The following is a 13,619-nucleotide window of genomic DNA, read 5'->3' on the forward strand; positions in this document are numbered from 1 at the left end:
GGGGTGTGCGTGTCGTGATCCGCGGCGTGTTTCCGTGGCGTGTTTCCGCGTCGTGGGACGCAGGTAGGTAGTGGGGTATCGGTCCGACAGCGAGGGGGAGCGGCATGGCGGGCAGCGAGCAGGGTGGCCGGCTGGGGGCGGAGTTCTTCACCCCCGGCACCTCGTCCTTCGCCGAGTTCCTGGCGGCGCACCGGCCCGGACTGCTGCCGACGCGGCGGCCGTTCGCCGACGGTGTGCGGGCCGCTCCCGACGCCTTCCCGCACGGCACGACCGTCCTCGCCCTCACCTACCGCGACGGCGTCCTCATCGCGGGCGACCGGCGGGCCACCATGGGCAACCTCATCGCCCAGCGCGACCTGGAGAAGGTGCACCCGGCCGACGAGCACACCGCCGTCGCCTTCGCCGGCACCGTCGGCCTCGCCCTGGACATGGTGAAGCTGTACCAGGTCGAACTCACCCACTTCGAGAAGGTCGAGGGCACCCCCATGACCCTCGGCGCCAAGGCGCGCAGGCTGGCGTCGATGATCCGGCAGAACCTCGGCCAGGCCATGCAGGGCCTCGCGGTCGTCCCGCTCCTCGCGGGCTACGACACGCAGGGCGCCCGGGGCCGCGTCTTCGGCTTCGACGTGGCGGGCGGGCTGTACGAGAAGACCCTGTTCCACGCCGAGGGCTCCGGATCCCCGTACGCCCGGGGCGCGCTGAAGAAGCTGTACCGGCCCGGCATGTCCCGCGGCGACGCCGCCCTGGCCGCGCTCCAGGCGCTGTACGACGCTGCCGACGACGACTCCGCCACCGGCGGCCCGGACGTGAACCGCCGCATCTACCCCATCGTCTCGGTCATCACCGAGGACGGCTTCGAACGCCTCCCCGAGACGGAGACCGAGGAACTCAGCCGCACGATGGTCGCACAGCGCCACAGCCGCCCGAACGGCCCGCTCGCGACACCCTGAACCGCTACGCCGACAACCCCGACTCCTTGCGTCGGCGCAGGATCTGCTGCTCCGGATCACCCGTGTACGACCAGGGCGTACGGGTGGCCCGCCGCCCCTGCATCCGCAGCAGCTCGGCCGCGATGTCCTCGGCCCCGGCCGCACACGCCGCGTGGGTCAGGTAGTTGAGGTCGCGCAGCTCGCCGGGTGCGATCGGGGTGTCGGGGCGGCCCGCGATCCAGCGCTCCCAGGTGCGCCGTACGTCGCTCACCGCGCCCTGGTGCTTCCAGTGCTGGCTCAGACCCACCGCGTCGGCCCGGCCCCGCTGAGCGTCCAGCGCGTACCGGTACTCCTCCACGCGCGCGTACTGCACCAGCACCGGCAGCGGGCAGCCCGGTGGAGCCACCCCGGCCGCGTCGCGGGCGAAGTCGTACATCAGGCCGTGCGTGCCGTGCCAGCGGGCCGCGTAGTAGTGCAGCACCTGAAGGTGGCCCTCCATGCTGTACGGGTCACGCCTGTGCAACTCGTCCCACCAGCGCGCCAGTTCCTGCCGCCGCACCCCCGACGGGTACAGCCGCGCCACCGAGATCAGCGAGACCCACGGCGTCGGGTCCGCCGGGTACGCCTCGGTGGCCGCCAGGCACGCCAGCACCGCGGTGTCGATGCGCTGCTGGTCGATGGGCACCCCGCGGCCGGCCGCGATGGCCAGGTTGAACGCACGGGTCGTCTCCGTGGCCGCCCGCAGCACCAGCGCGTCCGCGCTGTGCGGCTCGGCGGCCAGCCAGGTCTCCACCGTCGCACTGCCCGCACACGCCTGCGCCAGCAGCCGCACCCGGTGCCCGCGCACCGGCCAGTCGGGGCCGGTCGCCCGCAGCAGTTCCCGCAGGCCCTGCCAGCGGCCGATGACGATGTCGGGCCGGGTGGCGGACAGCGCCCTGTCCCCGCAGTCGGGGTCGAAGTCGAGGGCGAAGCGGTCGCGCGCCATCGAGGACCCCCTCAGAAGTCGGTGGGAAGGCCCTCGTACGACGCCGAGTGCGCGGGCGTGGGAACGCCCGGCACGGAGCGCGCGTCGACCGTGCGGGAGGCGTCCAGCCGGGCGGGCCGGTAGTAGTCGCTGCCCCGCCGCCAGTACCAGAGCATCGGCAGCACACCGGCGGCGAGCCCGCCGAGCCCGATCGCGACGGACGCCGTGCTCAGCTCGCCCAGCGACTCCACGAAGATCCAGAACATGAACAGCGAGCCGGCCAGCGGCCACACCCCGCCCAGCAGGAAGCCGGCCGGCGAGGACAGCAGCGTCCTGCGGTAGGCGATCACCGCCGCCAGGCCGGCGAGCCCGTAGTAGAAGGCGATCTGCAGGCCGATCGCCGAGATCGCGTCGGCGAGGATGTCGCCCACCGCGCCCAGCGCGTTCGCGGCCACGAACATCACCAGCGCGACCGCGCCGACCACCGCGAGCGCCACCCACGGGGTGTTCCACCGGGGGTGCACCCGGCCCAGTGCGGCCGGCATCGTGCGGTCCCGGCCCATCGCGAACAGCGAGCGCGTGACCTGGATGAGCGTGGTCTCCAGGGTCGCGATGGTGGACAGCATCACCGCCACGATCAGCAGCTTGCCGCCCCAGCCCGGCCAGACCTCCTCGCCCAGCACGGCCAGCACGTTGGCGCCGTTGTTCTGGATCTGGTCCGACGTCAGGATGACGTTCGCCGAGATGGTGAACACCTCGAAGAGCAGGAAGACGACCGCCAGGCCGACGATCCCCGCGAGGCCCGTCGTACGGCGGCTGTCGCGGGTCTCCTCGCTGAGGTTGCCGGTCACGTCCCAGCCCCAGTAGTAGAACGCGGCGACCAGTGCGCCCGACGCGAACCCGGAGACCCCGTCGAAGTGGCCGAAGCCCAGCCATGAGGCGTCGAAGGGGCGCGCGGTGTCCGTGTGGCAGAACGCCAGCAGCGCGAACAGCCCGAGGATCGCCAACTCCACCCCGGTCATCAGCAGTTGGGCGCGCACGGTCAGCCGGGCGCCGCCCAGCACCACGCCCAGCATCACCAGGAACCAGGCGGCGCCGACCACCGTCGACAGCGCGGTGTCGTCGGCGAGGCCCTCGTCGAACAGCGCCAGCGTCATCGAACCGGCCGGCAGCGAGCCCGCCACCATGAAGATCGTCGCGGAGATCACCAGGGCCCAGCCGCTGAGAAAACCCAGAAAGGGATGGAGCGTTCGCCCCACCCACGAGTAGGTCGCACCCGCGTGCACGTCGATACGGCTGAGCCGGCTGAACGCCAGCGCGATGCCCAGCATCGGTATCGCGCAGTACAGCAGCGCCGCCGGACTGGCCAGGCCCACCGTGCCGACCAGGACGGCCGTCGTGGCGGCGATCGAGTAGGCCGGCGCGCTGCCCGCCACGGCCATCACCACCGTGTCGAACGTACCGAGGACATTCGCCTGCAGCCCTCGGCCGCTGCTGTTGCTCATGGTGCGCTGCTTTCCGTCGTGCACGCCTCGGGGACACAACGTCCGAGCGGCGTCGGGGGTGGGGGGTGGCGCGCCGCCGCGCACCGGGAGGGGGATGTTCCCGGCGGCGTCGGCGAAGGAGGGCGTGGCGGCTGCCGCCGTACCGTGCGTCGGCGGTCGGTCACACCGAGTGTGCGAGTGATGATAGTCCCAGCGATTGAGGTTTCAAGATTGACGGACGGGTAACTCCGCCTCCGCGCATGCGCTTGGCACATGCCGTGATTGGGGCGTCCGAGGAGGGAAACGCGGATCGGTGACGCGTACCGGACGGCGAGCCGAGGAGGCACCCATGGGCACTGAGCCCGAGGCGACGGGCATCGAGCCCGAGACGATGGGCGACGACGCCTACCAGCCCACCGGAAGCAACGAGGAACAGCAGGACGCGGCCCCGCTCGACCTCCAGGACGCGGTCGACGAACGCACCTACGACGACATGCTCGACGAGGGCTACTCCCCGCCGGAGAAGCCCCTGGGCGTCACCAAGCACGGCACCACCGCGGCCGAGCAGCACGCCGGTGAGACCCTCGACCAGCGCCTGGCCCAGGAGACCCCCGACGTCACCGCACCCCCTGGGGACGACGTGGGCGACCTGCCCGGCGGCGAGGGCGAACCCGTCGACCCGGAGGCGGGCGGGGAGCGCGCCGGACGCCTGGTCGCCCCCGACGAGGGCGCCCACCGGGACACCACCAAGGAGGAGATCGCCGAGGACAAGGGCGTGGACGGCGGCGCGGCGAGCGCCGAGGAGGCGGCGGTGCACATCGTGGAGGAGTGAGCAACGGCGAAGGCGGGAAGGCCGGTTGGGAGCCGTCCGCCCTGAAGGTGAGCGGTCGGCCGTACCGAGCGATAATGCGACTGTGGGCCATCGATTCGCCGGGGCGAGCACCCCCGCCCGGCTGGCCGCCCAGGACGAGGGCATCGGCCGGGACGAACTGGCGCTGGCCACCCGCAACCACGGCCTGCCCCTGGAGGCCCTGCGGTACGACCTCACTCCGCCCGGTCTGCACTACGTCCTCACCCACTACGACATCCCGTACGTCCCCGACGAGGCCGGCTGGCGCCTGACGCTCGGCGGCCGCGTCGCCCGCCCCCTCAGCCTCACACTCGCCGACCTGCGCTCCTTCCCCGCCGTCACCACGCGCGTGACCCTGGAGTGCGCCGGCAACGGACGCGCCCTCCTCACCCCCCGACCGGTCAGCCAGCCCTGGCTCGTCGAGGCCGTCGGCACCGCCGAGTGGACGGGGGTACCGCTGCGGCTGCTGCTCGCCGAGGCCGGCGCGCACCCGAACGCCGTCGACGTCGTCTTCACCGGCGCCGACCACGGCGTGGAGCGCGGTGTCGAACAGGACTACCGGCGGGCGCTGCCCCTGGCCGTGGCCACCGGCACCGCGCCCGAGGTCCTGGTCGCCCACACCATGAACGGCGCACCCCTGCCCCCGCAGCACGGGCACCCCCTGCGGCTGCTGGTGCCCGGCTGGTACGGCATGGCGCACGTGAAGTGGCTGCGCGACATCACCGTCACCGACACGCCCTTCACCGGCTTCCAGCAGGCCGTCGCCTACCGGCTGCGCCGGCACCCCGACGAGGAGGGCGAGCCGGTCACCCGCGTCGCCCCGCGCGCGCTGCTCATGCCCCCCGGATTCCCCGACTTCATGTCCCGCACCCGGATCGTGCGCCCCGGCCCGGTCACCCTGGAGGGCAGGGCCTGGTCGGGGCACGCCCCGGTGACCCGGGTCGAGGTGAGCACCGACGGCGGGGCCACCTGGCGCGCGGCCGGCCTCGCCCCGGACGACGGGCACCGCTGGGCCTGGCGGCACTGGCGGCTGAGCTGGACGGCCACCCCGGGCGAGCACGTCCTCAGCGCCCGGGCCACCGACGCCGACGGCCACACCCAGCCCCCGCACCCGCCCTGGAACCGCGGCGGCTTCGCCAACAACGCGATCCAGCGGGTCGACGTCCTCTGCGTCGACGAGGGACGGGAACAGGGGCCGTAGAACAACAGGTACAGGTCCAGGCCCAGGGCCTAGGGCAGCAGCTTCTCGATCGCGGTCGGGCCCTCCTTCTCCAGCTTGCGCCGGGCCCATTCGAGATTGCCCGGGGTGAGATCCCGGCCGGTGACGAGGACCACGTCCTCCGGCGACACCTCGGTGCCGGTGCGGGTGTGGAGCAGACGGTCCGGGGTGATGCGGTTCGGGGAGGGTCGGGACTCTCCCGGCTGTGACGTCGACATGATCTCTGCTCCTCGCGTCCGGGGGGCTGCTACGACCCGGCGCGGTCACCGGGTCCACTATCACCATTCATCGCGGAAGCGCGCCCTGCATCCCGAAACGGCCGGAACCGCCGGTGCGCCACGCAGGGGTACCGTGCGGCGCCGCAGCGTGACCGCCCGCACGAGAGAAACAAGTGGACGCCGGCACGGCCGTTCCCCTAGCGTGTCACCGCACGCCCAAGATCAACGGAAGGAGGCGAGCGCCATGCGTACCACGTCATTCCCGCGCTCCCACTCCGTTGTCCCGGCGTGCCCCGACTGATTCCAGTCGGCCCGGGAGCGCGACACCGTTCGTGACCCGGAGGAATCCACACCATGACCGATCTGGTCATCCGCGCGCTCGACGAGCGCGACGTCCATCTCTTCGACACCCTGCCCGACCCGCTGCGCGCCGGAGAGGCACACCGGCTGGTCCGCTACCGGCCCGACTGGAAGCGGGTGGCCCTGCGCGACGGCCGTGTCGTCGCCCGCGCCGCATGGTGGGGCGGCCCCGACGACAGCGAGCCGCTGACCGCGGAGTGGTTCGACTTCGCCGACGGCGAGGAAGCGGCGGGCGCCGAGCTGCTGCGGACCGCGCCCTGGCGGGTCGGCCTGGAGGTCAACCTGCCCGCCGGCTGGCGCGACGACCCGGTCCGGCGCGCCGCCGCCGACGCCCGCTACGCCGCCGCCCGCGCGGCCGGCTTCCGCCTCTTCGTGGAGCGTTTCGTCTACCGCTGGACGCCGCAGTGCGGGCTGCCCGACCGCCAGGGCCGACTGCGCTTCGCCCCAGAGCCGGACGACACGGTCTTCTTCGACGCACTGCGCCGTATCCACTCCGCCACCCTCGACGCCCACGCCCGCAAGGCCATCGCGGAGGGCGGCCTCGACCAGGCCGCCCAGGAGGAACTCGACTTCTTCCACTGGTGCCCCTCGCCCCGGGAGTGGTGGCAGGTGGCCCGCACCCCGGACGGGGACCTGGCGGGCATCCACATCCCGGCCCACAACCCGTCGGGCCCCTGCATCGGCTTCATCGGCGTCCTGCCCGAACACCGGGGTCACGGCTACGCCTACGACCTCCTCGCCGAGTGCACCCACTTCCTCGTCGAGCGCGGCGCCGAGTTCATCGCCGCCGCCACCGACCGGGCCAACGCCCCCATGGCCGCCCACTTCGCCAGGGCCGGCTATCCCGTCGTACGCGAACGCACGCACTTCGACGCGCCGTGACAGGCTGGCGCGCGACGTGAGCGAACGCGACTGACGGAGGCGTGAGATGGGGTTCGACGGTGAGATCTGGTCCGTGCACAGCGCGGCGGGGCCGGTAGGGGAGATCGTCATCGACGACGCCGACTTCCCCTGGCTGTCGGGCCGGTTCGTCCCCGGCCCGGCGTACGACGCCGTCGAACCCCTCTTCGCCCGGGAACTGGCCCTGCTGCAAAGGGTCCTGCACGACGACGGCGACCAGGCGGTGCAGGAGTGGGAGGCCGCCTACGACCGGGTCGGCCGCCAGGTGACCCTGTCCTCGCCGGACGGCCCGGTCGCCGAGTTCCTGCTGCACATCGAAGGAGACCGGGCCTGGTTCCGGTGGAGCGACGAGCCGTTCGAGGAGGAGGCCGGGCACGGGGACTCGAACGCCGTACGAGACCGGTGACTTCGCCGGTCCCCGGCAGGCGTCCGAGGCGCGACAGTGGCACCGCCAGCTACCAACGGCGGTGCCCACGACGCGAGTTCGGCCGAGTGGCACCGCACGACCGAGAGGACGACTCGTCGTGCAGCAGTACACGCGTACCGGCTCCGCCCGGCGCCGGGCCGGACGCCTCACCGGCGCGGCGGCGGCGCTCGCCGCCGTGGTCGGTCTCAGCACCCTCAGCGGGCCGGGGGCCCACGCCGCGGACAACCCCTACGAGCGCGGCCCCGCGCCGACCACCGCGAGCATCGAGGCACCGCGCGGGCCGTACGCCGTCTCCGAGACAACGGTGTCCTCACTCGTGAGCGGCTTCGGCGGCGGCACCATCTACTACCCGACCACCACCACCGACGGCACCTTCGGGGCCGTCGCCATCTCGCCCGGCTTCACCGGAACCCAGTCCTCCATCGCCTGGCTGGGGCCGCGCCTGGCCTCCCAGGGCTTCGTGGTGTTCACCATCGACACCATCACCACCCTCGACGCGCCCGACTCCCGGGGACGCCAACTCCTCGCCGCGCTGGACTACCTCACCCAGCGCAGCTCCGTGCGCTCCCGCGTCGACAGCGGCCGGCTCGGCGTCATGGGCCACTCCATGGGCGGCGGCGGAAGCCTTGAGGCTGCCAAGACCCGGCCCTCGCTGCAGGCGGCGATCCCGCTGACCCCGTGGAACCTCGACAAGACCTGGCCCGAGATCGCCACCCCCACCCTGATCATCGGCGCCGACGGCGACACGATCGCGCCTGTCTCCAGCCACGCCGAGCCCTTCTACACCAGCCTGCCGTCCTCGCTGGACCGGGCGTACCTGGAGCTCAACAACGGTACGCACTTCAGCCCGAACACCTCCGACACGACCATCGCGAAGTACAGCGTCTCCTGGCTGAAGCGCTTCATCGACAACGACACCCGCTACGAGCAGTTCCTGTGCCCGCTGCCGCAGCCGAGCCTGACCATCGAGGAGTACCGGGGCAACTGCCCGCACACGTCCTGACGTACCGCCGGGCTCAGGGCGGGGCGGCGGTCGCGTGCCGGGCGCGCGGCCGCCGCCCCGCCGTTGTGCCGGTGCACGACGCGCGCCGCCCGGAGTTGGGCGACGGCACACTCCCGGTTCCGGCCGGCACGCGCGCACGACCGGTGACGGACGGGAGACTTCCGGGTCGCATTACCCGCACGTAACGTCACCGGAATGACCGGACAGACGACCGTGCGCGTGGTGACCGGGGAACCCGGCTGCGGCCGCACCCGGTACCTGGACCGGGCGGCCCGCACCTTCACGGCCGGCCCGGTGGTGCACCTGCGCGCCGACCCCGCGTCGCCGTCCGAACCGTACGGCGACGCCCACAGCCTGCTCCGCGCGCTCGCCGACCTCACCGGTCGCCCGCCCGCCGCGATCACCTCCGCAGCGTCGGCCCGGACCGCACTCCTCGAGGCCCTGCGGGCCGCGAGCTCCCGCACGCCCGTGCTGGTCTGCGTCGACGACGCGCACCTGTGGGACCCCGTGTCCCGGGCGGCGTTGGGCGGGGCGGCCCGGCTGGTGCGCGCGGCGGGGACGGGGAGCCGCGAGGGGACGGGGCCGGTAGGCCGGGACAGGGCGGCCGAGCGCCTGAGCCGGTCGGCGGGGGTGCCGTTGGGTGGGTCGGCGTCGGCGTCACCGAGTCGGTCGGCGGGGGTGCCGTTGAGTGGGTCGGCGTCGGCGTCACCGAGTCGGTCGGCGTCGGCGTCACCAAGTCGGTCGGCGCCGGCGTCACCGAGCCCGTCGGCGTCGGCGCCACTGAGTCGACCGGCGCCCGTGTTCCTGAGCCTGCTCCTTGCCGCGCCCGGACACGTCCCCCTCGACCCGGACTTCGCGGGACTGCCGCTGCTCCACCTGGAACCGCTGACGCCCGTGGAGGCGGCCGCGCTGCTCGACACGGTGACCGACGCGGGTGTCGACCCGGCCGTCCGGGACGTACTCGTGGACGAGGCGGAGGGCAGCCCCGCCCTGCTGCTGGCGCTCGCCCGCGCCCTCTCGCCCGGACAGCTGCGCGGCCACCGCCCGTTGCCGCGCCCGGTGGCCGAGGCAGGGGTGCTGAGAGGGCTGGTCGGCGGGTGCCTGGGCGGGCTGACCCGCGCGCAGGAGGACGTACTGCTGACCGTAGCCGCCGCCCTACGGGTGTCGGCGGACGGTGCGGCGCCCGTGGGACCGGTGCTGCGGGCACTGGCCCGGCTCACGGGCGACGGCGTGGCGCCGGGGCTCGATCCGCCGCCCGGTCCGCTGGTCGTGGCGGAGGGACGGGTGCGGTTCAGGAGCGGTCTGCTGCGCAGGGCGGTGTACGCCGGGGCGGACGGCGAGCGGCGCCGGGCCGTGCACCTGGCGCTGGAGCGGGCGGAGCACGGGCTCCCGGCGCTGCTGCACCGGTCGTGGTCGCGGCCGACCCCCGAGGCCGGCACCGTGTCCGAACTGGCGGCGGCCGCCACCGCCCCCGCGCCCCACCACCTGCGGTACACGGCACTCGCCCGCGCCGCCGAGCTGGCCGATCAGGGCCCGGACCGCACCCGGTACACCACGGCCGCCGCCGAACAGGCCCTGCTCGCCGGGCACCCCCGCCGAGCCCTGCGCCTGCTGGACACGGCCCTCGACTCCACGGCACCGACGCCCCTCCAGGGCCGGGCCCACCAGCTGCGCGGCACCGCCCTCCTGCACGACGGCCCCGTCGACGAGGCCCACGCCACCCTGCTCCACGCCACCACCCTCCTCGCCTCCGGCACCCCCGACCGCGCCCGCACGGCCGCCCTCGCCGCCGCCGACGCGGCCTGGGCGTCCGGGGACGTCCCGGGATGCCTGCGAGCCCTGGACCCCACCACCATGCCGCCCCCGGCCGCCCCCGCTCCCCCCGCACCCCTCGAGGCCGACCGCCGCGACACGCCCGCCGGCACACCGGGCAGGGTGGCTGTGGGTGCGGCCGGGGTGGGTGGCCCCGATGTCCTGGAGAGTCACTGCCTCGGTATGCGGGCGCTGCTCGAAGGGCGGTTCGGGGTGGCGGTGGGGTGGTTGAGGCGCGTGGTGGAGGGGGTGGAGCCCTGGGGTGAGCCGGAGGCGTTGGTGCGGGCGGCCGCCGCGGCTCTGCTGATGGGGGATCTCGATGCCGCCCGCCGGAATGCCGCGGGGGCGCTCGTCGCGGCCCGTACGTGCGGCACCGTCTCGGCGGTGGCGCCGGCCCTGGAGTACCTCGCCTACACCGAACTGCGCGCCGGACGGCACGTGTTGGCGCGGGCCCGCGCCGAGGAGGGGCTGCGGGCCGCGCACCGGGCCGGACAGCGGAACATCGCCGCCCACCACCATGCGGCGCTGGCCCTGGCCGCGTCGATCGACGGGAACGCGGAGGCGGTCGCCCGGCACGTGCGCGCGGCGCTGGACATCGCGCGGGGCCACGGACTCGCCCAGGCCGCCACCCTCGCCGAATGGGCGGCGGCCCGCGCCGCCCTGGGCGCAGGACGCCCCGCCGAGGCCGCCGACCGGCTCGGCCCGCTGGTGCGGCCGGGGCCGGGACGCGGGCACTTCGCCGTGTGGACGCTGGCCGTGCCCTGCCACGTGGAAGCGGCCGTACGGGCGGGGCGGCGAGAGGGCCTCGGGGCGATCGTGGAGGAGTTCGCCGGATGGGCCCGCTTCGGCGCGGATCCCCAGGCCCCCGCCCAGCTGCTGCGCTGCCGGGCCCTGCTGGCGCCGCCCGACGGGGCCGACCCCCACTTCCGACGCGCTCTCGACCTGCACGAGCGGGTCGGCGGCGACTTCGAGCGGGCCCGCACCGAGCTGCTGCACGGCCAGTGGCTGCGCCGCCGGCGCCGGCTGCGCGAGGCCCGCGAACGCCTCGGCGCCGCCCTGGTCGGCTTCGAACGCTGCGGCGCCCGGGCCTGGGCCGAGCAGACCCGGGCGGAACTGCGGGCGAACGGCGCGCCGGCGGGCGGCGCCGGGGCCGGCGACCTCACCGCGCTCACCCCGCAGCAACTGCGCATCGTGCGCCATGTCGCCCGGGGCGCGACCAACCGGGAGGTGGCCCAGGCCCTCACGGTCAGCACCCGCACGGTCGACTACCACCTCCGCAAGGTCTTCGCCGCGCTCGGTGTCCGCTCCCGGGTCGAACTGGCCCGGCTCGTCGAACAGACCGAAAAGACACCCGCACACCCCTAGGGACCGACCGGACGGTATGTCATCCTGCGGGTCAGGACGAAACAGGCGGCACGCCCCCGCGGCGCCACGACCGGCCCGTGGCCGGAACGGGTACCGTCGGCGGGCCCCCGCCGGGACACCGACCCTGGGGGAGGACCGTGATGCACCACGCCGTACGGCCCCGTACCGCGTTGCGCCCCGCGCCGGCCATGGCGGCCCCGCGCCCGAACGCCCGGCGGGTCAGGCCGCTGATCGACGCCGACGCCCTGCACGCGCTGCACCGCGCCGCCCGCGCCCTGCTGGTGGACCTGCCCGAGCTGACCGACCGGCTCATCGAGGCCCTGCAGGAGCAGGAGCCGGCCTACCGCGCCTGCCTGGACCAGGACGCCGGCGCCACCTGGCAGGAGGTGCACCGGTCGCTGCGGCACAGCGTGTCCTCCCTGCTCGACCCGCGCGGCAACCGCGACGCTGCCCGCGGCTGCACCTGGCGCATCGGCACGACCCGCGCCGAGCAGGGGCTGCCGCTGGACGCGCTGCTGCACGCCTTCCGCCTCGGCGGATCCCTGGTGTGGCAGGGCCTGGTCGAGGAGACCTCCCGGACCGCCCCGGAGGACGTACGGCTGCTCGTGCACGTCGCCGCGGACGTGTGGAACTTCGTCGACGAGCACTGCACCCTCGTCGCCGACGCCTACCGGCAGGCCGAGCGGCAGCTGGCCTGGCGACGCGAGAACCGGCTGCGGCTGCTGGCCGGCGCGCTCCTCGACGGCAGCAGCCGGATCGCCGACCTGCCGGAGACCGCGCAGGCACTGGACCTGCCCGAGCAGGGCCGCTACGCCGTGGTCGCGGTGACCGGAGGCACCGCGTCGGTCGGCGCCGGTGCGCGGGTCGCGCTCGGCCGCGGCACCAGGGTGCACTGGCACACCGGGCCGGACGCGGACTACGGCATCGTCCTGCTCGGGGACGACCTGTCCGACCCCCTCCCGGCCGTGCCCGACGCACCGGCACCCGGCGTGCGGATCGGCATCAGCACGGCCGTGTCGGGGCTGGCGGCCGTCGGCGACGCCCGGCGGCTCGCGGAGAGGGCCCTGCGCATGTGCCCGCCGGCCGGCGGCACCGTCCGGCTCACCGACCATCTGCCGGCGGCCCTGGTGATGGCCGCGCCCGAACTCGGCCAGGCCCTCGCCGACCGTGTCCTCGGCCCGCTCGCCACGCTGGAACCCGCCGACGCGGAGGTGCTGCTCGACACCCTCGCCGCCTGGCTGGCCTGCGACGGCTCCGCCCAGCGCGCGGGGGAGCGGCTGTACTGCCACCGCAACACCGTCCTGAACCGCCTGCGCCGCTACGAACAACTCACGGGCCGCTCCCTCTCCCGCCCCACCGACATGGTCGAAATCAGCCTCGCCCTGACGGCCCGGGGCCTACGAGCCCACTGAGCCGGGGGGCTGCTGGGACGCTCCGGGGGCTGCTGGGTCAGGGTTGCCCTGTGCCGTGGGGGCTGTTGGGGCAGCGTTGCTCGGTGTCGCTGAGTCGGGAGTGCCGGGGGCTGCCGAGTCGAGGGTGCCAGGGCCTGCTGAGGCGGGAGTGTCCGGGGGCTGTCGGGGCTGGGTTGCCCAGGGCTGCTGGGACGGGAGTGTCCGGGGGCTGCTGCGCCGGGGGCGTCAGGGCCTGCTGAGGCGGGGGTGCCCGGGGGCTGCCGGGGCTGGGTTGCCGGGTGTCGTTGAGTCGGGGTTTGCCTTGTGCCGTCGTGTCGGGGGTGCCTAGGGCTGCTGGGACGGGAGTGTCCGGGGGCTGCTGCGTCGGGGGCGTCAGGGCCTGCTGAGTCGGGAGTGTCCGGGGGCTGCCGAGTTGAGGTTGCCGGGGCCCCTGGGCCAGTGTCGAGGGCCCTGGGGCGGGGCTGCCCGGTGCCGCTGGGTAAGGGGCCGCCGGGGCCACTGAGGCACGCGGGCCAGGGGTTCCGTTCCGGCTGTGCCCCCGCACAACCTCCCCCGCCGCCCACTGGGCCCGCGCAGCGACCCCGCCCCGGCGCCTGTACCCGGCCCCGCTCCCGTGCTGTCGTGAGCTGCCCTTCCAGGAACCGCCGATGCGCCGTGCCCGTACGGCACGGACCGA

The 13,619-nt window shown here is 74.6% G+C and carries 11 protein-coding genes; 8 read left to right on the forward strand and 3 right to left on the reverse strand.

Annotation, left to right across the window (positions count from 1 at the left end):
• Nucleotides 1–104 precede the first annotated feature (104 nt).
• The gene (prcB, locus tag ACH5AC_RS16650; RefSeq protein WP_398862540.1) at nucleotides 105–950 is read left to right on the forward strand and encodes a proteasome subunit beta; all 846 of its coding nucleotides are present in this window, start codon (nucleotides 105–107) and stop codon (nucleotides 948–950) included.
• A gap of 4 nt (nucleotides 951–954) precedes the next feature.
• Here prcB and ACH5AC_RS16655 read toward each other — a convergent pair whose 3' ends face one another.
• The gene (locus tag ACH5AC_RS16655; RefSeq protein WP_398862541.1) at nucleotides 955–1,914 is read right to left on the reverse strand and encodes a hypothetical protein; all 960 of its coding nucleotides are present in this window, start codon (nucleotides 1,912–1,914) and stop codon (nucleotides 955–957) included.
• 11 nt (nucleotides 1,915–1,925) lie between these two features.
• Nucleotides 1,926–3,398: an APC family permease gene (locus ACH5AC_RS16660; RefSeq protein WP_398862542.1), complete on the reverse strand. Its 1,473-nt coding sequence runs from the start codon at nucleotides 3,396–3,398 to the stop codon at nucleotides 1,926–1,928.
• A 328-nt stretch (nucleotides 3,399–3,726) separates the two neighbouring features.
• Here ACH5AC_RS16660 and ACH5AC_RS16665 point away from each other — a divergent pair, with 328 nt between their 5' ends.
• Both ACH5AC_RS16665 and ACH5AC_RS16670 read left to right on the forward strand, forming a co-directional pair.
• Nucleotides 3,727–4,209: a DUF5709 domain-containing protein gene (locus ACH5AC_RS16665; protein ID WP_398862543.1), complete on the forward strand. Its 483-nt coding sequence runs from the start codon at nucleotides 3,727–3,729 to the stop codon at nucleotides 4,207–4,209.
• An 82-nt stretch (nucleotides 4,210–4,291) separates the two neighbouring features.
• Nucleotides 4,292–5,428, forward strand: coding sequence for a sulfite oxidase (locus tag ACH5AC_RS16670; protein WP_398862544.1), 1,137 nt, complete (start codon nucleotides 4,292–4,294; stop codon nucleotides 5,426–5,428).
• Nucleotides 5,429–5,457: 29 nt separating this feature from the next.
• On the opposite strand, the gene ACH5AC_RS16675 is transcribed toward ACH5AC_RS16670, so the two are convergent.
• Nucleotides 5,458–5,664 carry a hypothetical protein gene (locus ACH5AC_RS16675; RefSeq protein ID WP_398862545.1) on the reverse strand — a complete coding sequence of 69 codons (207 nt, stop codon included), beginning with the start codon at nucleotides 5,662–5,664 and terminating at the stop codon, nucleotides 5,458–5,460.
• A gap of 354 nt (nucleotides 5,665–6,018) precedes the next feature.
• Here ACH5AC_RS16675 and ACH5AC_RS16680 point away from each other — a divergent pair, with 354 nt between their 5' ends.
• From ACH5AC_RS16680 to ACH5AC_RS16700, 5 genes are all read left to right on the forward strand, one after another.
• Entirely contained in the window at nucleotides 6,019–6,906 is an 888-nt protein-coding gene (locus ACH5AC_RS16680; RefSeq protein WP_398862546.1) for a GNAT family N-acetyltransferase, read from the forward strand.
• A gap of 46 nt (nucleotides 6,907–6,952) precedes the next feature.
• Nucleotides 6,953–7,330, forward strand: coding sequence for a hypothetical protein (locus ACH5AC_RS16685; protein ID WP_398862547.1), 378 nt, complete (start codon nucleotides 6,953–6,955; stop codon nucleotides 7,328–7,330).
• Between the two features lie 118 nt (nucleotides 7,331–7,448).
• A complete protein-coding gene (locus ACH5AC_RS16690; protein ID WP_398862548.1) occupies nucleotides 7,449–8,354 on the forward strand; it encodes a dienelactone hydrolase family protein in 906 nt (301 codons plus the stop codon).
• Nucleotides 8,355–8,549: 195 nt separating this feature from the next.
• On the forward strand, nucleotides 8,550–11,531 hold the full coding sequence (locus tag ACH5AC_RS16695) for a LuxR C-terminal-related transcriptional regulator (protein WP_398862549.1): 2,982 nt from the start codon (nucleotides 8,550–8,552) through the stop codon (nucleotides 11,529–11,531).
• A 140-nt stretch (nucleotides 11,532–11,671) separates the two neighbouring features.
• Nucleotides 11,672–12,943, forward strand: coding sequence for a PucR family transcriptional regulator (locus ACH5AC_RS16700; RefSeq protein ID WP_398862550.1), 1,272 nt, complete (start codon nucleotides 11,672–11,674; stop codon nucleotides 12,941–12,943).
• Nucleotides 12,944–13,619 lie beyond the last annotated feature (676 nt).

It is taken from the genome of Streptomyces sp. NPDC018693, from assembly GCF_044391385.1.
Taxonomy (GTDB): domain Bacteria; phylum Actinomycetota; class Actinomycetes; order Streptomycetales; family Streptomycetaceae; genus Streptomyces.

Excerpts from the sequence above, each read along its gene's own strand:
- ACH5AC_RS16685 (WP_398862547.1), top strand. The coding sequence starts at position 6,953 with ATGGGGTTCGACGGTGAGATCTGGTCCGTGCACAGCGCGGCGGGGCCG.
- ACH5AC_RS16665 (WP_398862543.1), top strand. The coding sequence starts at position 3,727 with ATGGGCACTGAGCCCGAGGCGACGGGCATCGAGCCCGAGACGATGGGC.
- ACH5AC_RS16680 (WP_398862546.1), top strand. The coding sequence starts at position 6,019 with ATGACCGATCTGGTCATCCGCGCGCTCGACGAGCGCGACGTCCATCTC.
- ACH5AC_RS16700 (WP_398862550.1), top strand. The coding sequence starts at position 11,672 with ATGCACCACGCCGTACGGCCCCGTACCGCGTTGCGCCCCGCGCCGGCC.
- ACH5AC_RS16675 (WP_398862545.1), bottom strand. The coding sequence starts at position 5,664 with ATGTCGACGTCACAGCCGGGAGAGTCCCGACCCTCCCCGAACCGCATC.
- prcB (WP_398862540.1), top strand. The coding sequence starts at position 105 with ATGGCGGGCAGCGAGCAGGGTGGCCGGCTGGGGGCGGAGTTCTTCACC.
- ACH5AC_RS16660 (WP_398862542.1), bottom strand. The coding sequence starts at position 3,398 with ATGAGCAACAGCAGCGGCCGAGGGCTGCAGGCGAATGTCCTCGGTACG.
- ACH5AC_RS16695 (WP_398862549.1), top strand. The coding sequence starts at position 8,550 with ATGACCGGACAGACGACCGTGCGCGTGGTGACCGGGGAACCCGGCTGC.
- ACH5AC_RS16655 (WP_398862541.1), bottom strand. The coding sequence starts at position 1,914 with ATGGCGCGCGACCGCTTCGCCCTCGACTTCGACCCCGACTGCGGGGAC.